The following is a 19,098-nucleotide window of genomic DNA, read 5'->3' as shown; positions in this document are numbered from 1 at the left end:
CGGGGCCTTTTCTGACAGGGAAACGAATATGTCGCAGATGATAGAAGACGCGAGCGCCCCGCAAAGCCGTTCTGAGTGGCTGGCGGCAATCCTTGCTATAACAATTGGGCTGTTTGTCTTTTATACATCGTTTTTCGGTTCCTTTGAGACGTTGATCCAGCGGGCCATTTTTGTCGCTATGATCATTCCACTCAGTGTTTTGCTGTTTCCCCTTGGGCGCGGAAAAACGTGGCGGCCTGTTGGGGCGGCTATCGATTTTGCGATGTGCGCATTCGTTGTCGCTTCAACCTCGTATATTGTTGTGAACTTTGAACGCATTATGACGGATCTGCCCTTCGCGGAGCAGATCGATATTTTTCTCGGGTTTGGCACACTTTTGGTTATCCTCGAAATGGCGCGTCGAAGCGCGTCTTTCATTTTCCCCCTCATCGTTGGCGGTGTGGTTGTCTACGCGTTCTTTGGCGAAAGCATTCCGGGCGCGTTTGGGCACCGTGGTTTTGATACTGGCTATTTGACGGAAGTCATCTTTTTGTCGGATCGTGGGCTTTGGGGTATGCTTGTGTCTATCGCCTCTACGACGCTTGCTGCGTTTATCTTGTTCGGGGCGCTACTTTTGCACACTGGGGCCGGTCAAACGTTTTTCGACCTGAGCGCACGCGCAGGTGGGAAAAGTCCAGGTGGGGCTGCGAAAATTGCGACGATAGCATCTGGGCTTTTTGGATCCATTTCGGGGTCATCCGTCGCCAATATCGCAACGACCGGAAACTTCACAATTCCGCTGATGAAAAGCCTGCGGTACCCGCCGCGCTTTGCAGGTGGGGTTGAAGCCGTCGCCTCAACCGGAGGCCAACTTGCACCCCCGATTATGGGTACCGCTGCCTTTGTTATGGCAGAATTAGTGGGGGTTAATTACTGGACCATCGCGGCGATTGCCGTTCTGCCCGCGTTTTTGTTCTATCTTGGTGTCTTCACAACAATCCACCTGATCGCCAAGCGCACGGGCTTAGGTGCCGTGTCGCAAAGCGAATTGCCTGATTGGCGCGAGGCTTTGAATTGGCGTCGCATGAGCCCGATTGTGGCTGGGATCGCGGGTCTAGCGTTCGGCATCTACAACGGCAATTCAATCCAGCTGACTGCTTGTTACGGAATGCTCGGGATTATTGGCGCTTATACCCTGGCGACACTGACGTCTGGCGGAAATCTGAAGCAAGTTGTTTTCACGTTGCTGCGCGCCCTCGAAGATGGGGGTAAGGGTGTGGTTATCGTTGGGGTTTTGTTGGTCGCTGCACAGGTTTTTGTCGCGATCGTCAATCTTACGGGAGTGGGCGTTGCAGTAACGTCGTCGATCCTTGCACTTGCTGACGGCAACCTCATCTTGATCGCGATCATTATGGCAGTTGTATGTTTGATTGCCGGTATGGGGCTGCCAACGTCTGCGGCTTACGTTCTTGTTGCCGCTGTTTTTGCGCCTGTTTTGATCCAGCAAGGTTTGGAGCCGATTACAGTCCACCTCTTTGTTCTTTATTATGCTGTCCTGTCGGTGATTACCCCGCCTGTATGTGTCGCGGTTTTTGTGGCGGCAACGGTTGCAAAAACGCCTTGGACAGGTGTCGCGAGCGAGTCACTTCGTTTGGGTGTGACGGCATATGCCATTCCAATGCTGATGCTCATCTATCCCGGTTTGTTGTTGCAAGGTGGGCCTGCATCCATTGTTATGGCTGTTCTGGCGGGTTTGGGCTTTACGATTAGTGTTGCGGCGTTCTTTGCGGGTCAGCCGATCTTTGGGCGGTTCTCGAGCCTGCTTTGGTCTGTGCCTGCCATCCTTCTTTTGTTTCCCATTTGGCCCGCAACCATCAGCGGCTTTGCACTTGTTTGTATTTTTTGGATGATTTCCAAACGTTCATCGGGTGCGGGCCTGTCCCAAGATGTTGCCTACGACACGTGACGTGAACATTCCAAAATTTTCGAACTCCAAAATCATGGGCATGACGGCGCCCATTCAATCATTTGATGCCCTCGGCGGCGTGTAGGAGAGAGTAAATGACAATCGAATATCTCAAACGCGGAAAATCTGATGCTGAGCGTGGTGAAGATGATGCCAAGACGAGACAAGTCGTTGAAGCAACACTGAAAGAGATCGAGGTAAAAGGGGATGCGGCGGTTAGGGCGCTGTCGGAGAAGTTTGACGGATATAGCCCTCAAGCTTTCCGGCTTTCTCAAGCTGAGATTGATGACTTGATCGCGCAGGTTAGCCCCCAGGACTTAGCTGATCTCAAGTTCGCCCAAGAGAACGTACGTCGTTTTGCCCAGGCACAACGTGAGTCGATGCTTGATATCGAGGTTGAAATGCAACCGGGCGTTATTCTTGGGCACAAGAATATCCCGGTTCAATCTGTTGGGTGCTACGTGCCCGGGGGTAAATTTCCAATGGTGGCGAGTGCTCATATGTCGGTGGCCACGGCCAGCGTCGCTGGAGTGCCGCGCATTATTGCCTGTACTCCGCCATTTAATGGCACGCCGAACCCCGCCGTTATTGCAGCCATGCGTTTGGGTGGTGCGCATGAGATCTATGTCATGGGCGGTATTCAGGCGGTTGGGGCCATGGCGATAGGCACGGAGACTATTGATCCCGTGCATCTCTTGGTTGGCCCGGGCAATGCCTATGTCGCCGAAGCCAAGCGCCAGCTGTTTGGGCGCGTTGGTATTGACCTTTTCGCGGGCCCTACGGAAACCATGGTAATTGCTGATGAAACTGTGGACGCCGAGATTTGTGCGACCGATCTACTTGGGCAAGCTGAGCATGGCTACAACAGTCCTTGCGTCCTTCTGACCAATAGCCGGAAGCTGGCACACGAAACCCTACAAGAGATTGATCGCTTGTTACAGATCTTGCCGACAGCCGATACTGCTGGTGTCAGTTGGAAAGAGTATGGTGAGGTCATTGTTTGCGATACCTATGAGGAAATGTTGCAAGTAGCGGACGAAATAGCATCTGAGCATGTGCAGGTAATGACCGATCGAGATGATTGGTTCCTCGAAAACATGACGTGCTATGGCGCGCTCTTTTTGGGGCCCCGGACCAATGTGTCTAACGGTGACAAAGTCATTGGCACCAACCATACACTGCCCACCAAAAAAGCGGGCCGCTATACGGGTGGTCTTTGGGTCGGAAAGTTCCTCAAGACGCATAGCTATCAAAAAATCACCACTGACGAAGCTGCGACGGAAATAGGCGCGTACGGGTCCCGGCTTTGTATGTTAGAGGGGTTTGTTGGGCACGCAGAGCAATGCAACGTTCGGGTGCGAAGGTACGGTGGTGTTAATGTGCCTTACGGCGAAGGGGCGCCCGTATCGTAGTCACGTAAGCAATCTGGGCGACGAAATACTTCTGGATGCGGTTAAAGGCAGAAACTCTGCTTCTGTCCTGCCAGTATCAAGTCTCTTGGGTCTATAGTGGTACGAGCAGGCGCTTGTCGTCTCCATAGGCGCCTACTTGCGCCCGAAAGTCGCGGCCAGTCTTTGTGTGACGGATTTCTCGCTTATACGAAGTGGGTATTTTTATGAGCTGGACGGGTTGGGTCACTTTGCACTGTGAGAAGACCCGGAGACCTATGCTAATGCACTTCTAAGCCTTTGTGGGAGCACAAATGAGTCAATCTGATCTGAGCGCATTGATTGCCCGAATGCAGACCTGTGATACGCCCACTATTTGCAACGCGATTGAAGTTGCTCAGGGTCAACGCGGCTTTGACGGGTTTACACACCGCACGACAATCTGGGCTGGCCCGCCAGATGCTAAGATCGTGGGCTTTGCAAGGACGGCTCGTATTGCAGGCAGAACGCCACCTTCTGAACCTCCTGAGGTCATCCGTGCACGCCGGATGTCCTATTTTGAAGCGATGAATACAGGTCCTCGGCCCGGTGTCGCTGTGATCGAAGACATGGATGGCGAAGCCGCCATTGGGGCATGGTGGGGGGAGGTGCATGCACAAGTGCACCAAAATGTCTTTGGTCTTTGCGGGGCAGTAACCAATGGAGTGGTGCGCGATCTAGGTGATCTCCCCGACGGCTTTCCAGTGCTGGCCGGATCTGTTGGGCCTAGCCACGGGTTCGTTCACATCCGTGAGATCGGAACGCCTGTCACTGTTTTTGGCATGATGGTCTCTGACGGTGATTTAATCCATGCCGACCGCCACGGGGCGGTGTGCGTGCCGGTCGATGTGATCGCGCATCTGAGCATAGCACTCGACCGGCTCTTCAATGCTGAGGCTGTGGTTCTGGATCCTCTCAAAGAGGGTCACGTGGATTATGACACTTTCAAAACGCTTTGGGCGGATTTCGAAAAGGCCCGCACATAAGCAGATCCGGATCGAGCTTATTGGTTTGTCGCAACTCTGATCGATAAGCTTGGAGCTAATTTAACTGGCAGTAAAGCTAAGAGAACCATTATCCACTTCTGTGCAACGCAGGTTTCACAGCTTTTGACTGATATCTGACGCAGCGCCCAATGGCTGGAACGACACGCCAAACCTGCCAGTGCCAATATTTGTTAGTTGGTCGCCGCGACCAATGCCGCACAAAATCGTCGAAACAGCGATGACGACGACATAGATGCGTTCCTTAAGTTGAAAGGGGGCGAATAGGTGCAGGTGGGCAGACGTGGTCGCAAGACGGTCACGCAATCAGAAAATGCTGTGGACAATCAATTGTGATCCAATATCAGTTTGATTCGTCCAAATTTCGAATGAGCCTAGACATGCAGACAATTACCGAACCGTCCCGAGAGACATCCGTTATCCACAAAACAGATGTGCTTGTTGTGGGCTCTGGGCCGGGCGGTCTTGCGGCCGCTTTAGCTGCTGCGCGCACAGGTGTTGATGTCTGTTTGGTTGAACGGTTTGGCTGTTTTGGCGGAAATATCACTGTTGTGGGGGTTGAGGGCTTCGCTTGGTACCGACATGAGCAGACGGTTGAGGCGGGGGGCATCGGGCGCGAGTTTGAGGACCGGGCAAAGGACATGGGTGCTGCGGTGCCGGAGTCACAGTCCCTCAGTTATGAGATCGATAGCGAAGGCTTTAAGTTGGTTGCGGATCGGTTGGTTGAAGAGGCGGGCATTCACGGCATGATGCACCGTCAATTCGTGGCGCCCGTTATGGATGATAACCGAGTGACAGGTATCATCGTGGAATCAAAAGCGGGTCGCGAAGCTATCTTGGCCAAAGTGGTGATCGACGCGACCGGTGATGCCGATGTCGCCCATCGCGCAGGTGCGCCTACGCACAAGACTCCGCTTGAGGACATGCAGGCGGCCAGTGTTATGTTCCACCTGGCCGGTGTCGATAAGTTAGCCTTTATGGCAGAGGTGCACCGCGATCCGCATACCTACAAGGATTGGTCCACCGGAGAATGGACCGTCGAAACGGACGGCAAAGAAGACGACATGTTCTCGCCGTTCCTTAAAAAGCCTTTTGCCAAAGCGATTGAGGATGGCGTGATACCTGCCCATCTGAACACAATTGCAGGTACGTGGGGCGCGATGCATGACACAGGTGAACTGACGTATATGAACCTTGTTCATCTGGCTGAAGTTGACGGCACGGACCCTGATAGCCTCACCAAAGGTGAGATTGAGGGTCGTAAGCAAGCCATGCTCGCTATTGAAGCGTTGCGTCGGTTCATGCCCGGTTGCAGCGGCGCGCGGCTGCGCAATTTCGGGATGAGTATCGGCATCCGCGATACCCGAAAAATTGACGCGATTTATAATATGACCGAGGCGGACGTGCGCCACGAGGGTCGGTTCGAAGATAGCATCGGGATTTATCCTGAGTTCATCGATGGGTACGGTGTGCTGATTATTCCAACGACTGGGCGCTACATGCACGTGCCCTATCGCGCGATGTTGCCGCGCAAAGTGAAGGGGCTACTTGTAGCCGGTCGAGCCATCGGCGGCGATAAAATCGCGCATGCCGCCACGCGAAACATGGCCTGCTGCGCGGTTGCGGGGCAAGGTGCAGGTGTTGCAGCGGCCCTGTCGGTGAAGAGCAAAACAGATTTAGATGATGTAGATCTGGGACAAGTTCAGGCTGAACTTGTGCGCCAAGGCGTGCGGATTTCTTAATTCCAATAATTGACCTAGCTGTGAGCCCAGAAACAGCAGGTTTCGCGTTGAAGCTTTAGCGTTTGAGAAAGCAGCTGATGCCTGAGTGGCTGATTACACGTTGATTTTTAAATGGAGGCGAGTACCGGAATCGAACCGGTGTACACGGATTTGCAATCCGCTGCGTCACCACTCCGCCAACTCGCCTCTCTTCGGCGCTGTGGTGTAGCTGCGCCGACGTGTTGCACACGCAACTGCGTGCTCATTACCCTCGCATGGGACTGGCTTCAAGTGTCCTTTTTGCGATCTTGGTGTGTAGGGCTTGCGTGGGCAGGATGCCTCATAGCCGCAGGGGGCACATTCGGCTTCCGGTTGCGTCAGTTTGGCTGCTATGAGAAGAGCAACTGACCCTTCGAGACCGGCGAGATAAGAGAATGACCGACACGACCGCTCTGCGCACTATGATGGTGGACACCCAAGTTCGCCCCTCGGATGTGACCAAGTTCCCGATAATCGAGGCACTGCTTGCGATTGAGCGGGAGGCCTTTGTGCCCGCAGATAAGGCGCCCGTTGCCTATATGGACGAGCCGATTGTGCTAGCGCCCGGCCGTGTCCTGGCAGACGCACGCGGGTTTGCGAAAATGCTCGACGCGCTTGATTTGGAGCGGGACGAGCTGGTGCTCGATCTAGGCTGTGGCTTGGGCTATTCGGCGGCTGTTTTGGCGCGGATGGTCGATGCGGTTGTGGCAGTTGAGGAAGACAGCGACATGGCGCGCGACGCTGAAGCCACACTGGGCGAAAAAGGCATCGACAATGTCGCCGTTCTGCACGCGCCGTTGGCGGAGGGGGCACCCAAAGCTGGCCCTTATGATGTTATTGTGATCGAGGGCGGGGTTGAGACTATTCCCGCCGCGATAGAAGATCAGCTCAAAGAGGGTGGTCGAATTGCGGCCGTGTTCGTAGAAGGCGCGCTGGGCGCGTGTAAAATCGGCCATAAATCGAACGGTCGGATCAGCTGGCGCATGGCATTTAACACCACGATGCCCATTCTACCCGGCTTTGCACTTGAAAAAGGCTTCGCGCTCTGATCCCATTCTGGGGCCGGGTCTACGGCAATACCAGAAAGGCAGAGTAATGTTTTCAGTAGCAAAAACCGTGCGCGGGTTCGCGGCATTCACGCTTGTGGCGGGGCTGAGCGTGGCGCCGATAGCGGCCAAGGCGCATTCGCTCGCGGATGCATTGGTGTTTGCCTACAACAATTCCGATCTGGTTCAGCAGCAGCGGTTTTTGCTGCGCTCATCCGATGAAGGTGTGGCGCAGGCTCAGGCACGGTTCCAGCCTGTGCTGTCCTACTTTGCGTCACTCAGTCAAAATGGCGTCGATGGCCCTACGGATTCATTCACGACGTCGGTTGGGGTTAATGCGGATTGGACCGTTTGGGATGCAGGCTCACGGACCGTGCGGTTGGAGTCGACCAAGGAATTGGTCCTGGCTGCGCGCCAAAATCTAGCGAGCGTCGAACAGCAAGTCCTATTCAATGCCGTTCAGGCGTTTTTGCAGCTTCGCTCCGCGATAGAGGCCGTGGCCTTGCGCGAAAGCAACCTGCGGCTCATCACGCAAGAATTGCGGGCCGCGGAGGATCGCTTTGAGGTTGGCGAAGTCACTCGTACGGATGTTGAGCTTGCACGTGCCCGACTGGCGCAGGCGCGGTCTGGGTTGGCAAGTGCGCAGGGTGATGTTGAGATCCAGCGGTCCAACTACATTCTGGCCATCGGTCGTGCGCCGCATGCCCTGCTGACACCTCCGTCGCCGCCCGCGATACCTGCTACTGTCCAAGCGGCCGAAGCGATTGCGATGCGCACTGCGCCATCCCTGTTGGCCCAACAGCACACGGTCAAATCGAACGAACTGCTGTCCTCCGCTGCGCAGCGCAACACGTTTGGGACCGTTGGCGTCACAGGCAGTGTCAGCACCGGCGCGCGCAACGGAGATGAGACCTCAAGCGGGACCGTCGGGTTGCGGTATTCCCGGACGTTCTATGATGGCGGCACGCTCAATTCATTGATCCGTCAGACGCAGGCAGCACTTGAGGCGTCGCGCTTTGGTTTGGCCCAAGAGGGGCGCATAGTGTCAGATGGTGTGAAGCGGTCCTGGGCGCAGCTACAGGTCGCGCGTGCGCAGGTTACGGCCACGCAACAGCAGGTTCGTGCGTCGCAACTCGCGTTTGAGGGTGTGCGTGAAGAGGCCCGCCTTGGCGCGCGGACCACACTTGATGTCCTCGATGCAGAGCAAGAGCTGCTGGATGCGCGCAACGCGGTACTCAATGCGCAAACAAGCGCCTATTTGGCGGTCTACAGTGTGCTGCAATCCCTTGGCCTTTTGTCGACTGAGCATCTGGGCTTGAACGTTGAGCGGTACGATGTAACTGACTATTATAACGCGATAACCACAACGCCAGCCGGGCTGGTCCGCTCCGAGCAGGGCGCGCGTCTGGACAGGATTTTGAACCGCAAATAGCCGATAGGTTGGATTCGAGAAAAATTGCCGATGCTCAGGGGCTGCCCATGCGTTTGTGGCTGTGATAGGTTAACCTCGTAAACTGTGCACCAAGTCACGGGAGAGGGCACGCATGGCCGAGCAGACCAACAAGCAAAACATTGAGGACGTCTTGTCCTCCATCCGTCGTTTGGTGAGTGACGAGGGTACACATGCGCCGCGTGCTCCGATGCCGGGGCTGCGCCCCGAGAAACTGGTTTTGACGCCGCAGTTGCGCGTGACAGAGCCCGAAGATCCCTATCAAACCATTCGCGTGTTAGGGCAACCCGAGCAGCCCTTGGATGAGATGGATGAAGCCTCTCTCGAAGATGCGCCTGATGCGGATGTCCTCATGGCCCCAATGGCCGGTGATAGCCGCGCAGATGTTATGCCTGCGCTCGATCCAGCCCTTGAGCGTGCCTTTGCGGCGCCAGCCGACGCAAGTACCGCTGAGCGAGAAGCGGTGGAGACGTCTGAGGGCAATGGCGAGGCGGGTCAAGGCGACGCTTCAACCCAAGCTGACGAAACGGCAGCCCCAGATGCGCCGATGGTGGAGGTCGCATTCGATGAGGCCTCTATGGACGAGCCGTTTGAAGCCGTCGCACGCCTGAGCCCGTCGGAAATGGATGTGGCGACGCTAGAGGCGTCTGATGATTCTATCTCGCAAGACCTGCAATCTGCTGTAGCTGAGGCCCCGCAAGACCCGCCTCCAGCTATTCCATTCCCTCAGGAGAAAGTTCAGCGCGCTGCTGAGCCAAAGCCGCAAGAGGGCGATGATGTGCTGGACGAGGAGACCCTGCGCGAGATCATCGCAGAGGTCGTGCGTGAGGAATTTGCCGGGCAGCTGGGAGAGCGTATCACGCGCAATGTGCGCAAATTGGTGCGTCGGGAAATCCGCCAAATACTGTCGAGCGAGGACCTTGACTAGTCCATAGTCTGGCTGCTTTATCCACACTTATGCGATAAAAAAACGCCGCGCAGATTGATCTGCGCGGCGTTTTTTTTGTTCTGTCTGGGTCGCTTAGGCGGCTTCGGCCTCAGCGGCGGCGTTGCGGCGCTCGCTCTCTTCGCGCGAAAGCGCGACCGAAGTGCGCACACCGCGACCGACGAAATCCATCAAGCCGGAGACGACGCGTTCATTGGGGTCAATTCCTGCGCACGACAGGACTTCACGTCCGTCGCGCGAACGTGCCCAACGCGCGATTTGCTCAGGGCCATTACCGTATTTCTTGTCATCAGCAATGGCATCATCCAAGGCGGCCAAAACTACTGCGGCAAACAGCTTGCGAGACCGTTGTCCCTGCTCAAAGTTGAAAGCTGTTCCGTCAACGAAATCCATCATAGGCCGTCCTGTTTTATTGCTCTTGCATTTGCGGGGTGCCGCCCAATATGACGATTTTACGACGATTCGGGTATGCGAACTTCGAATGTCTGGGATGCACTATATGCATAGGTCGAGTCAACCTTTTGCTGCATATCGTTGGCTTGCCCTTCATCAGCCCACCAGATATAGGCATGACCAAGATCTGTTCAACCTTTTGCCATGGTTTTGCCCAATGCCTAAAATTAACGGAAACGAAATCCGCCCCGGGAACGTGTTGGAGCATAACGCCCACCTTTGGGTGGCTGTGAAGGTCGACCACGTGAAGCCCGGAAAGGGTGGCGCATATGCTCAGGTCGAGATGAAGAACCTGCGCAACGGCTCCAAACTCAACGAACGCTTTCGCTCGGCGGATAAGATCGAAAAAGTGCGTCTTGAGCAAAAAGATCAGCAGTTCCTCTACGAGACCGACGGAATGCTGGTTTTCATGGATCTCGAGACCTATGAGCAGATCGAACTGCCTGCAGACATTCTGGGCGAGCGTCGTCCGTTCTTGCAAGACGGCATGACAGCCGTGATCGAATATTACGACGCCGAAGCGCTTAGCGCCTCGCTGCCGCAAAAGGTTATCTGCAAGATCGTAGAGACCGAGCCAGTGGTCAAAGGTCAGACTGCCGCAAACAGCTTTAAGCCTGCGATCCTCGACAACGGCGTGCGTGTCATGGTGCCTCCGTTTGTGGCCCAAGACGAGAGCATCGTCGTCAACACCGAGACAATGGAATACTCCGAGCGCGCCTAGCGCTTGGTCCGATCCCTCATCGCTTGGGCCCCCAAGGGCCCGTGTTGCGTCGGCCCGTGCGCGGAATATGCGATCTGGCATATTGTGCCTCTGGGTGAGGGGGATGCATTTGCGTATGTTGCCAAAAACGCGGTCCGCCCCGGGCAATCCACCATGGCAGCGTCATCACAAACCCTGCGATAAACCCACCGGCATGGGCCCAATAGGCCACAGCGCTCGCGCTCCCTGCGGATACGCCATTGAACAATTGCAGGCCAAACCAGATCGCCAGAACCATCCAAGCAGGCACTGGGATGATCCGGATGATGATCACAAAGAACACGAAAATATCGATCCGCGCTTTGGGAAACAGCAGCAAGTAGCCCCCCATAACGGCTGCAATCGCGCCAGATGCTCCAACCAAGGGAATGCGACTGAACGGGTCCACGGCAATATGGGCCAGCGTCGCCAAAATACCGCCAATCGCGTAGAATCCGGCAAAGGGCAGGTGGCCCAGTTGGTCCTCCATGTTGTCGCCAAAGATGTATAAAAACAGCATGTTTCCAGCCAAATGCATCCAGCCCCCATGCAGGAACATGGATGTCACGAGGGTGTGCAGCTCAAACCCTTGGGCGATCTCAATTGGGATGGCGCCAAAGCTGCCAAAGACCATAGCCGCCGCGCGGCCGTTCGGTTCAAACCCATAACTCAAAAAGATGAGAATGTTGGCCGCCAGCAGCGCGTAGGTCACGTAGGGTACCCGCCGGGAGGGGTTATGGTCGCGAATGGGGATCATGGTTGGTCCTGGCTTTTGGCGCGGCTGCCAGCAGATACAATGTGGTCTGCGGCGTCAACTGGGCCTTGCGCGCGCAGGCCGCGCCTGTACCGCCCAAGATGTATAAAAATTTCACGTTGATGGTACGAAACCTATGGCTCTGCCCGGTGGCGCAAGGCACAACGGCCCAAAGGGAGAGACCATGGCCAAAGCGATCATGATCCAGGGTGCAGGGTCCAACGTGGGGAAATCCATGTTGGTTGCAGGCCTGTGCCGACATTACGCGCGCAAAGGGCTTCGGGTGCGCCCGTTCAAGCCGCAGAACATGTCCAACAATGCCGCCGTCACCGAAGACGGGGGCGAGATTGGCCGCGCTCAGGCGCTTCAGGCGTGGGCCGCAGGCGTGCCCCCACGCATCGACATGAACCCCGTATTACTCAAGCCCGAAACCGACGTGGGCGCGCAGGTGATTGTACAGGGGAAACGCTTTGCCACGTTAAAGGCACGGGATTACGCAAAGGTGAAGCCGGACCTTCTGGCTGCATGTGTCGAAAGCTTTCACCGCCTTGCGGCCGAGGCGGACCTGATCATTGTAGAGGGCGCTGGCAGCCCCGCTGAAATCAACCTTCGGGCAGGGGATATCGCCAACATGGGGTTCGCTGAGGCTGTGAATATCCCGGTTATCCTGGCGGGTGATATTGATCGGGGCGGCGTCATCGCCCAGCTGGTGGGCACGCAAAACATCCTGCCATCTGAGGACGCAGCTCGCATCAAAGGGTTTCTGATCAACAAGTTCCGCGGTGACGTGAGCCTATTTGATGATGGCCTGACCGAGATTGTGAATCGCACCGATTGGGCCTCAATCGGAGTGCTGCCGTGGTTTGCTGATGCGTGGAAGCTGCCGGCAGAGGATATCATGGATATCCGGTCGTCACGCTCCGGTGGGTTCAAGGTGGTGGTGCCGCGATTGAACCGTATTGCAAACTTCGATGATCTTGATCCCCTATCGGTGGACCCCAACGTTTCGGTTGAGATTGTGACGGCGGGCCGTCCCTTGCCTGCGGACGCTGATTTGGTCCTGATCCCTGGATCAAAATCCACAATCGCCGATCTTGCCCACTTCCGGGCCCAAGGCTGGGATGTGGATCTACATGCGCATATCCGGCGTGGTGGCCATGTGCTGGGCATCTGCGGGGGCTACCAAATGCTGGGGCGCCGAATTGCGGATCCAGGCGGGATTGAGGGCGCGCCCAGTGATGTGGCGGGCCTTGGTCACCTAGATATCGAAACGATCATGACCCCGCACAAACATCTCGCCCGGGTGCAGGCGCATCACCCCGACAGCGGTACCGATTTGACTGGCTATGAGATCCACATTGGCGAAACCTTTGGCCCCGACACGGCGCGCGGTTGGCTCAACTTGCACGGACAGCCGGTGGGTGCAACCAGTGAAACGGGCAGGGTGCGTGGCTGCTATCTGCACGGTTTGTTTGAAGCCGACGCGTTTCGCACAGCGTTCTTAGCGGGCTTGGGCGCACAGACCACTCAGATGGACTATGGTGCGCAGGTCGAGGCAACGCTGGACGCTCTCGCGGATCATATGGCTGATAGCCTTGATCTCGACGCGCTTGATGGGATTTTCGGCCAAGTTTAAAGCGGGCCGAGTTTTTCAAAGAAAGGTTGGTACGGGCGGCGGGATTTGAACCCGCACGGGCTCTCGCCCCAGGGATTTTAAGTCCCATGTGTCTACCGTTCCACCACGCCCGCACACAGGAACCTTTTGCCGGGGCATTGGGCTGAGTGCAAGCGGCTATAAGTCTTCGCCACGCAAAAGCGCACGTTCCGACAGCCACGGGTTCAACTCTAATGCTTCTCGCAGCACGGGCTGCGCCTCGTCGTCCCGGCCTGCATTGATCAGGGTCAGCGCCTTGCCTGTCAGCGCCCCGGTATGGCGTGGGTTGTACTTGAGCGCTTGGTCAAGGTCCGTCAGCGCACCGTCCCAATCGGATTGCAGAAAGCGGACAAACGCCCGCTGGTTCCAGCCCTCTGCGTAGAATGGGCAGTATTGCACAAGCGACGTCAGCGCGGCCTCCGCAGCGGCATAATCGGCCACGTTGCGCCGCGCCATCGCGCTATCGAGCAGGTTTTGGCTGTATTCATCTGGGGCTTGCAGCCACAGCTCCCACATTTCAGCCGAAAGGGCGCGGGCGGCCATTTGGTCCGGTGCGCGCTGCACTTGTGCCACCAGCCGGTCCATATCCGCTTCAATAGGCGGTGCCTCGGGGCATGTTTCTGCCAGCACGGGCAGTGCGATGATGTTTAGGCTTAGGGCCATTAGGACATGTTTCATGCCCTAATGGTGCGTCTTGGGGCGTGTAGGTCAAGCCCGCCGTTCAAGCGGGCCTGATAGGATCAGTCCCGTGTGCCGGAAAACCGCTCCTGCCATTCTTCGCGCTGCTCGTCGGTGATTTTGGCAAACAGAACCTCAGGAACGGCAAAGGCATGGCCCGCTGGCAGCACCGAAAGGGCCGCCGTCATATCGTCGGGCCAGCTGTCATCTTCGGTTCCCATTGCGGCCAACATCGCTGCGGAGGCGTCGGGGATGAACGGGCGCGAGAGGACGGCGTAGACGCGTATCAGGTTCAGCGCGAGCCGGATTTGCGCCGCCGCTAGCTCGGGGTCGGTCTTGAACGCCGACCACGGGGCTGCTTCTTGCAGGTACTCATTGCCGGCCACCCAGATAGAGCGCAACTCGGCCGCGGCCTTGCGGACCTCCATGGCGTCCATGAAGCCTTCGTAGGCGCGTGTCTTGGCTGTGAGCGTGGCAATCAACGCAGCCTCACGTTCTGCCCATGCACCGCCCTCTGGCACCACTTCTCCAAACTTGGAGCGGCAGAATTTTGTAACCCGGCTCACAAGGTTGCCCAGCACATCTGCCAAGTCCTTGTTCACGCTGGATTGGAAGTTTTCCCATGTAAATTCCGCGTCGGAGTTTTCGGGCGCATGGGACAGAAGCCACCACCGCCAATAATCCGCCGGCAAGATCGAAAGCGCCTGATCCATGAACACACCGCGCCCCTGTGAGGTGCTGAACTGTCCGCCATCGTAGTTGAGGTAGTTGAACGACTTGATGTAGTCGACCAACTTCCACGGCTCACCCGAACCCATGATCGTCGCGGGAAAGCTGAGCGTGTGGAACGGCACGTTATCTTTGCCCATGAACTGGACATAGCGAACATCATCCGCACCTTCATCCGTGCGCCACCAGCGGCGCCATGCGGTGTCATCGAGGCCCTTCGCTTCGGCCCATTCGGCGGTGCCAGCGATGTATTCGATTGGCGCGTCGAACCAAACGTAAAAGACTTTGCCCTCCATACCTGGCCATTCGTCGGTGCCGCGCTTGACGGGCACGCCCCAGTTCAGGTCGCGGGTGATACCGCGATCACGCAGGCCATCACCATCGTGCAGCCATTTCTTGGCGATAGAGGTGGTCAGAACCGGCCAGCCTTCTTGGCTGTTGATCCAATCGTCCAACCGATCCTTGAGCTGCGATTGCCGCAGATAAAGGTGCTTGGTTTCGCGCACCTCTAGGTCGGTGCTGCCAGAAACGGCAGAGCGTGGGTCGATCAGGTCTGTGGGGTCCAACTGCTTGGTGCAGTTTTCGCATTGGTCGCCGCGTGCCTTGTCATATCCGCAGTTGGGGCAGGTGCCCTCAATATAACGGTCGGGCAAAAAGCGGCCATCGGCGTTGGAATACACCTGCTTTTCGCTGATCTCTTGGATGAAACCATTATCGGCCAACTTGCCCGCAAAATACTGCGTCAGGCTGTGGTTCTGGACCGAGGATGAGCGGCCAAAGTGGTCGAACGACAACCGAAAGCCATCGGCGATTTCGGATTGGACCGCGTGCATTTCGGCGCAGAACTCCTCAACTGGCTTACCCGCTTTGGTCGCGGCCAGTTCAGCTGGGGTGCCGTGTTCGTCCGTCGCACAGATAAACATGACCTCATGGCCCCGCTGGCGCATGTACCGCGCATAGAGGTCCGCAGGCAGCTGGCTGCCCACAAGATTGCCGAGGTGTTTGATCCCGTTGATGTAGGGGATCGCCGATGTGATCAAAATACGCGCCATGGTCTCTCCGCAGGTGTCGGGCTTTTGCTTAGTCCAAGCCCGCGCAGGCGTCCACCCAATGCGTCCAAAGGGGTGCGATGTTGTGCGGACCTCTAGCGTTTGCGTGACAAGAGGCGGCCAATCGTGAATGTCGTGCGGGGGGCGTAGATGTAGGCGGTTTTTTCCTCAACCGTTGGGCGGGCGCGCATCCGGATGATCCCGACAACCGCGAGCAGGATATGCGCCACCGCAATCAGCAGGAACAGGGATGCCGGGCCAAAGGCCGCCAACAGTTGTGACGATACCACGGGTGAGGCGATGGCCCCAACCGCGAACCAAAACATGAGGGCGGCGGACAGCTCGACCCGCGTGTCAGAGTTTGCGAAGTCGTGGGCGTGTGCGGCCGCAACCGAATAGATCGGAAAGGTCGTGAACCCGAAAAGCCCGGCGACCAGCATCACCACCACAGTGCCTTGGCCGGACGTCGCTGCCGTAATCCCACATGCCAGAGCCGATGCGATTGATAGCCAGATCAGCACCCAGCGCCTGTCATATTTGTCCGCAAGCCAGCCCACAGGGTATTGCGCCAAGGCACCGCCCAAAACGAAGGCCGCAAGGAAATAGGCGATCTGATCCGCGCGCAGGCCGACCTCTTGGCCGTAGATGGGTCCGACCATCCGGAACGCGGCAGAGGACACGCCCGCGACAACCACGCCCGCCACCGCAAGTGGTGACAGCGACAGTGCCAGCCGGGGCCGCAACCGAGGCGCGCTGGGCGTTTCGGGCTGCGGCGTGCGCGTGAGCGTGATGGGCAAGAGGGCGGCACAGCATAGAATGGCCAGCACGTTGTAGGATAGGTAGGATGCAGGTTCGAGCACACCGATCATCAACTGCGCAAGGATCGACCCCGAAAGGTCAATGATCCGATAGGTACCCATCGCGCGGCCGCGCGTCTCATTCGTGACTTTGGCTTGCAACCAGCTTTCGATCACTGTGTAGCAGCCCGCCACGCACAATCCGGTTCCGACACGCAGGACGCTCCAGAAAATAGGGTCGACCCAGACCATGTGCGCGAGCAGCCCAATCGCGCCCAACGCGGTAAATGCTGCAAATGCGCGGCTGTGACCCACGGATCCCAAAAGCCGCGGCGCCCACCAACACCCAACAAAAAAACCGACAAAATGCGCCGAACCTAGGGCACCGACAGCTGCGGTGGAAAACCCCAGCTCCAACCCCGAAAGCGCGTCTAGGGGGCCAACCCCCCCCGATGAGATCTGCAACAGCAGCACCGACAGAAACAGGGCGGCAAAAGAAATGAGCATCCGCATGGGAGCGGCCTTTTTATAATGTCTATCTCGCAGGAATGGGGAAAAGCGCATTGAGATCAATGAGGAATGTGCATTGGCCCCAAGGCTGTCACGTATTGTGATCAAGCGCGTCGTTTCTAGGCACCCTAAAGGCGTAATCGGATTATTGCCGTGTTTCGCTCACGCTTGGGTGAGCATTTTTCACGGATTTGGGAGCTTCGTGCATAGGCGGCTTTGGTGTGTGCGATTGCGCACGAATTTCGCCCAATCCTCACGGTTACGTTCATTGAATGGGAGTGCGACTGGGTGCATATACCTCCCCATGAATGCCGACAAGACGGGCCTCACCACACACTCCAGCCCGCCCTCACGCCCCCGAATGGTCTGTCGCCGGCGTGGAGTTTTATTCAGACCAACGAAAGGACATAACATGACACGTTTTCTAACCCGCGCAGTTGTTGTGCTTTCGCTCCTCACGCCTCTGACCGTTCCGTCGGTCACCGTCGCGCAGGATGCGCAAGACGAATTGATCACGATCAAAAGCGATCGCCAAACCAATGAAAACATTCTGACGCTGATCTTCGGCTCCAGCCGAGGTTAAGCGGAACAGGCTAAGAGTAGGCTGGGAGCGTTAGCTCCCGCCGCTCAGCCAAACACATTAAAATTTGTAACTCTGCCAAACGCATGGGCGCCCTGTAGCGAAAGTCACGGGGCGCCTGAGCGTGTGCAGCCAAAACAGCCAGTATCGTTGCGCTATCGGTAGTTTGGTCTTTTTGTGCAAACCAAGTCCTAAGGTCATCTTGGCTTAGACCCGTGTGAGCGGCATGGGCCGCGATCCAGCCAGAAGGACAGGTGCTGGCGTCATAGTCAGGGCTTAGCACTGCGATCCGAGTGCGCACATCCGTCGTGTTGGCCAGCACAGCTATGTCGTGCGCGGCCGCGCCGAGCACGATCAGACCAAGGCCCAAAAGGCCAGCCATCATTACTATGCTGTCCACTGGCACCGTACGCTTGGTCCAGTGCCTGAACCAAGGCAGCGCCTTGTGTAATGTGCTGATCATCAACGGGCCTTTTCACTGTGTTGCCACTTTTAAGCCCTGAAACCGGCTAAAATGAGGTTAACGCCTCTTCTATTGTCCACATACTGCTGAACATACATCGATCGTGTGAACAGACTGTTAACCATATGGAGACGATGCGCGGTACCAAACGCCGCCAGAAGCCCTCGCTTCGCCCGGCTGGTGCATCCCCGACGCGCATGCGATGAAGCGCTATGGAACATCTGTGGATCTACGCGGCCGTTTTTGCGGCCTTTGTGCAGTCGCTGCGATTTATGCTGCAAAAGCAGGTTAAAGAGGCAGGGCTGAGCACGGCTGCCGCAACGTTTGCACGGTTTGTTTATGCGGCACCCGTGGTCGGCTTGGGCGCGTTTTTCTACTCCAGCGCCCAAATCGGGGGGGTGCCTGCATTGGCGCCCGGATACTGGGGATATGTCGTTGTGGGCGGGCTGTCGCAGATATTGGGCACAGTCGCGGTCGTCATCCTGTTTTCACACCGCAATTTTGCCGTGGGCATGACCTTCAAAAAAACCGAAGTAATGCTGACTGTGCTGTCGGGGTACCTTATCCTCGGGGATAGCGTGTCGGTCTATGGCATTGCCGCGATCGCGCTTGGGTTTTGCGGGGTTCTTGCGCTTTCGGGGCAGGCAGCGCGGTTCACGTGGCGCGATTTGATCAGCCGGGCAAGCCTGATTGGCCTCGCTTCGGGGGTGATTTTCTCAATCTCCGGGCCTGCGTATCGGGGCGCGTCTCTGGCGGTGATGTCAGATGATCCGCTGATCCGTGCAAGCATTACGTTGGCTTGCGCAACGGCGTTTCAAACGGTGGTTCTGCTGGGCTGGATGCTATGGCGCGAACAGGACCAACTGCGCGCCGTCTTCGTTCGGTGGCGCCTGACGGGCATGGTTGCAGTGGCGTCGATGCTGGGCTCGATGGGCTGGTTCACAGCCTACACGCTGCAATCGGCGGCTTATGTGAACGCGGTCGGGCAGGTGGAGCTGATCTTCTCCATGATCATCAGCTACTTTGTGTTTTCCGAGCGGAGCACGCCGCGCGAATACGCAGGTATTGCACTGATCTGCGCCAGCGTTCTGGCCCTGATCCTGTTTGGCTAGCG

The 19,098-nt window shown here is 57.0% G+C and carries 18 protein-coding genes and 2 tRNA genes; 11 read left to right on the top strand and 9 right to left on the bottom strand.

All coding sequences use genetic code 11. The features are described 5' to 3' along the window. Positions 1–28: 28 nt before the first annotated feature. From THS5294_RS13285 to THS5294_RS13275, 3 genes are all read left to right on the top strand, one after another. Positions 29–1,945: a TRAP transporter permease gene (locus THS5294_RS13285; protein WP_058124141.1), complete on the top strand. Its 1,917-nt coding sequence runs from the start codon at positions 29–31 to the stop codon at positions 1,943–1,945. Positions 1,946–2,040: 95 nt separating this feature from the next. Then, positions 2,041–3,357 carry a histidinol dehydrogenase gene (gene hisD, locus THS5294_RS13280; RefSeq protein WP_058124140.1) on the top strand — a complete coding sequence of 439 codons (1,317 nt, stop codon included), beginning with the start codon at positions 2,041–2,043 and terminating at the stop codon, positions 3,355–3,357. 290 nt (positions 3,358–3,647) lie between these two features. Further along, positions 3,648–4,358: an RraA family protein gene (locus tag THS5294_RS13275; RefSeq protein ID WP_058124139.1), complete on the top strand. Its 711-nt coding sequence runs from the start codon at positions 3,648–3,650 to the stop codon at positions 4,356–4,358. Between the two features lie 114 nt (positions 4,359–4,472). On the opposite strand, the gene THS5294_RS18380 is transcribed toward THS5294_RS13275, so the two are convergent. Further along, a complete protein-coding gene (locus THS5294_RS18380; RefSeq protein WP_058124138.1) occupies positions 4,473–4,682 on the bottom strand; it encodes a hypothetical protein in 210 nt (69 codons plus the stop codon). A 74-nt stretch (positions 4,683–4,756) separates the two neighbouring features. Between THS5294_RS18380 and THS5294_RS13265 the strand changes: the two genes are divergently transcribed. Then, positions 4,757–6,118, top strand: coding sequence for an FAD-dependent oxidoreductase (locus tag THS5294_RS13265; protein WP_058124137.1), 1,362 nt, complete (start codon positions 4,757–4,759; stop codon positions 6,116–6,118). Between the two features lie 112 nt (positions 6,119–6,230). Here THS5294_RS13265 and THS5294_RS13260 read toward each other — a convergent pair. After that, positions 6,231–6,304 (bottom strand) — tRNA-Cys (locus THS5294_RS13260). 227 nt (positions 6,305–6,531) lie between these two features. Here THS5294_RS13260 and THS5294_RS13255 point away from each other — a divergent pair. The 3 genes from THS5294_RS13255 to THS5294_RS13245 all read left to right on the top strand — a co-directional run bounded on the left by THS5294_RS13255 (position 6,532) and on the right by THS5294_RS13245 (position 9,560). Further along, positions 6,532–7,185: a protein-L-isoaspartate O-methyltransferase family protein gene (locus tag THS5294_RS13255; RefSeq protein WP_058124136.1), complete on the top strand. Its 654-nt coding sequence runs from the start codon at positions 6,532–6,534 to the stop codon at positions 7,183–7,185. A gap of 46 nt (positions 7,186–7,231) precedes the next feature. Further along, a complete protein-coding gene (locus THS5294_RS13250; protein ID WP_058124135.1) occupies positions 7,232–8,614 on the top strand; it encodes a TolC family protein in 1,383 nt (460 codons plus the stop codon). A gap of 112 nt (positions 8,615–8,726) precedes the next feature. Then, positions 8,727–9,560, top strand: a complete 834-nt coding sequence (locus tag THS5294_RS13245; RefSeq protein WP_058124134.1) for a prolipoprotein diacylglyceryl transferase — start codon at positions 8,727–8,729, stop codon at positions 9,558–9,560. A gap of 93 nt (positions 9,561–9,653) precedes the next feature. On the opposite strand, the gene THS5294_RS13240 is transcribed toward THS5294_RS13245, so the two are convergent. Then, the gene (locus THS5294_RS13240) at positions 9,654–9,974 is read right to left on the bottom strand and encodes a DUF6280 family protein (protein WP_038006813.1); all 321 of its coding nucleotides are present in this window, start codon (positions 9,972–9,974) and stop codon (positions 9,654–9,656) included. A gap of 214 nt (positions 9,975–10,188) precedes the next feature. On the opposite strand from THS5294_RS13240, the gene efp reads away from it, so the two are divergent. Next, entirely contained in the window at positions 10,189–10,752 is a 564-nt protein-coding gene (efp, locus tag THS5294_RS13235; RefSeq protein ID WP_038006816.1) for an elongation factor P, read from the top strand. A gap of 16 nt (positions 10,753–10,768) precedes the next feature. Here the strand turns inward: efp and THS5294_RS13230 are convergent, their stop codons facing one another. Continuing rightward, on the bottom strand, positions 10,769–11,527 hold the full coding sequence (locus THS5294_RS13230; protein ID WP_058124133.1) for a rhomboid family intramembrane serine protease: 759 nt from the start codon (positions 11,525–11,527) through the stop codon (positions 10,769–10,771). Positions 11,528–11,708: 181 nt separating this feature from the next. On the opposite strand from THS5294_RS13230, the gene THS5294_RS13225 reads away from it, so the two are divergent. Further along, entirely contained in the window at positions 11,709–13,160 is a 1,452-nt protein-coding gene (locus THS5294_RS13225) for a cobyric acid synthase (RefSeq protein WP_058124132.1), read from the top strand. Positions 13,161–13,187: 27 nt separating this feature from the next. Here THS5294_RS13225 and THS5294_RS13220 read toward each other — a convergent pair. The 4 genes from THS5294_RS13220 to THS5294_RS13205 form a co-directional block, all read right to left on the bottom strand. After that, positions 13,188–13,273 (bottom strand) — tRNA-Leu (locus THS5294_RS13220). 43 nt (positions 13,274–13,316) lie between these two features. Beyond that, complete coding sequence (locus tag THS5294_RS13215) at positions 13,317–13,856, bottom strand: tetratricopeptide repeat protein (protein ID WP_058124131.1); 540 nt, start codon at positions 13,854–13,856, stop codon at positions 13,317–13,319. Positions 13,857–13,918: 62 nt separating this feature from the next. Continuing rightward, positions 13,919–15,637 carry a methionine--tRNA ligase gene (gene metG / locus THS5294_RS13210; RefSeq protein WP_058124130.1) on the bottom strand — a complete coding sequence of 573 codons (1,719 nt, stop codon included), beginning with the start codon at positions 15,635–15,637 and terminating at the stop codon, positions 13,919–13,921. A 92-nt stretch (positions 15,638–15,729) separates the two neighbouring features. Then, positions 15,730–16,944: an MFS transporter gene (locus tag THS5294_RS13205; RefSeq protein WP_038006823.1), complete on the bottom strand. Its 1,215-nt coding sequence runs from the start codon at positions 16,942–16,944 to the stop codon at positions 15,730–15,732. Between the two features lie 409 nt (positions 16,945–17,353). On the opposite strand from THS5294_RS13205, the gene THS5294_RS18375 reads away from it, so the two are divergent. Next, positions 17,354–17,524, top strand: a complete 171-nt coding sequence (locus THS5294_RS18375) for a hypothetical protein (RefSeq protein ID WP_158508600.1) — start codon at positions 17,354–17,356, stop codon at positions 17,522–17,524. A 10-nt stretch (positions 17,525–17,534) separates the two neighbouring features. On the opposite strand, the gene THS5294_RS13200 is transcribed toward THS5294_RS18375, so the two are convergent. Next, positions 17,535–17,984: a hypothetical protein gene (locus THS5294_RS13200; protein WP_058124129.1), complete on the bottom strand. Its 450-nt coding sequence runs from the start codon at positions 17,982–17,984 to the stop codon at positions 17,535–17,537. A 212-nt stretch (positions 17,985–18,196) separates the two neighbouring features. On the opposite strand from THS5294_RS13200, the gene THS5294_RS13195 reads away from it, so the two are divergent. Then, positions 18,197–19,096: a DMT family transporter gene (locus THS5294_RS13195; protein ID WP_058124128.1), complete on the top strand. Its 900-nt coding sequence runs from the start codon at positions 18,197–18,199 to the stop codon at positions 19,094–19,096. The last annotated feature ends 2 nt before the right edge of the window (positions 19,097–19,098 follow it).

The organism is Thalassobacter stenotrophicus (assembly GCF_001458315.1).
Taxonomy (GTDB): domain Bacteria; phylum Pseudomonadota; class Alphaproteobacteria; order Rhodobacterales; family Rhodobacteraceae; genus Thalassobacter; species Thalassobacter stenotrophicus.
The sequence above is the reverse complement of the archived record's forward strand: the minus strand, read 5'-3'. Positions and strand labels throughout refer to the sequence as shown.

Bases quoted from the DNA above. Each gene is read 5' to 3' on its own strand.
- metG (WP_058124130.1), bottom strand. From the start codon at position 15,637: ATGGCGCGTATTTTGATCACATCGGCGATCCCCTACATCAACGGGATC.
- efp (WP_038006816.1), top strand. From the start codon at position 10,189: ATGCCTAAAATTAACGGAAACGAAATCCGCCCCGGGAACGTGTTGGAG.
- THS5294_RS13225 (WP_058124132.1), top strand. From the start codon at position 11,709: ATGGCCAAAGCGATCATGATCCAGGGTGCAGGGTCCAACGTGGGGAAA.
- THS5294_RS13215 (WP_058124131.1), bottom strand. From the start codon at position 13,856: ATGAAACATGTCCTAATGGCCCTAAGCCTAAACATCATCGCACTGCCC.
- THS5294_RS18375 (WP_158508600.1), top strand. From the start codon at position 17,354: ATGACACGTTTTCTAACCCGCGCAGTTGTTGTGCTTTCGCTCCTCACG.
- hisD (WP_058124140.1), top strand. From the start codon at position 2,041: ATGACAATCGAATATCTCAAACGCGGAAAATCTGATGCTGAGCGTGGT.
- THS5294_RS13255 (WP_058124136.1), top strand. From the start codon at position 6,532: ATGACCGACACGACCGCTCTGCGCACTATGATGGTGGACACCCAAGTT.
- THS5294_RS13245 (WP_058124134.1), top strand. From the start codon at position 8,727: ATGGCCGAGCAGACCAACAAGCAAAACATTGAGGACGTCTTGTCCTCC.
- THS5294_RS13250 (WP_058124135.1), top strand. From the start codon at position 7,232: ATGTTTTCAGTAGCAAAAACCGTGCGCGGGTTCGCGGCATTCACGCTT.
- THS5294_RS13195 (WP_058124128.1), top strand. From the start codon at position 18,197: ATGGAACATCTGTGGATCTACGCGGCCGTTTTTGCGGCCTTTGTGCAG.
- THS5294_RS13230 (WP_058124133.1), bottom strand. From the start codon at position 11,527: ATGATCCCCATTCGCGACCATAACCCCTCCCGGCGGGTACCCTACGTG.
- THS5294_RS13265 (WP_058124137.1), top strand. From the start codon at position 4,757: ATGCAGACAATTACCGAACCGTCCCGAGAGACATCCGTTATCCACAAA.
- THS5294_RS13200 (WP_058124129.1), bottom strand. From the start codon at position 17,984: ATGATCAGCACATTACACAAGGCGCTGCCTTGGTTCAGGCACTGGACC.
- THS5294_RS13275 (WP_058124139.1), top strand. From the start codon at position 3,648: ATGAGTCAATCTGATCTGAGCGCATTGATTGCCCGAATGCAGACCTGT.
- THS5294_RS13205 (WP_038006823.1), bottom strand. From the start codon at position 16,944: ATGCGGATGCTCATTTCTTTTGCCGCCCTGTTTCTGTCGGTGCTGCTG.
- THS5294_RS13240 (WP_038006813.1), bottom strand. From the start codon at position 9,974: ATGATGGATTTCGTTGACGGAACAGCTTTCAACTTTGAGCAGGGACAA.
- THS5294_RS13285 (WP_058124141.1), top strand. From the start codon at position 29: ATGTCGCAGATGATAGAAGACGCGAGCGCCCCGCAAAGCCGTTCTGAG.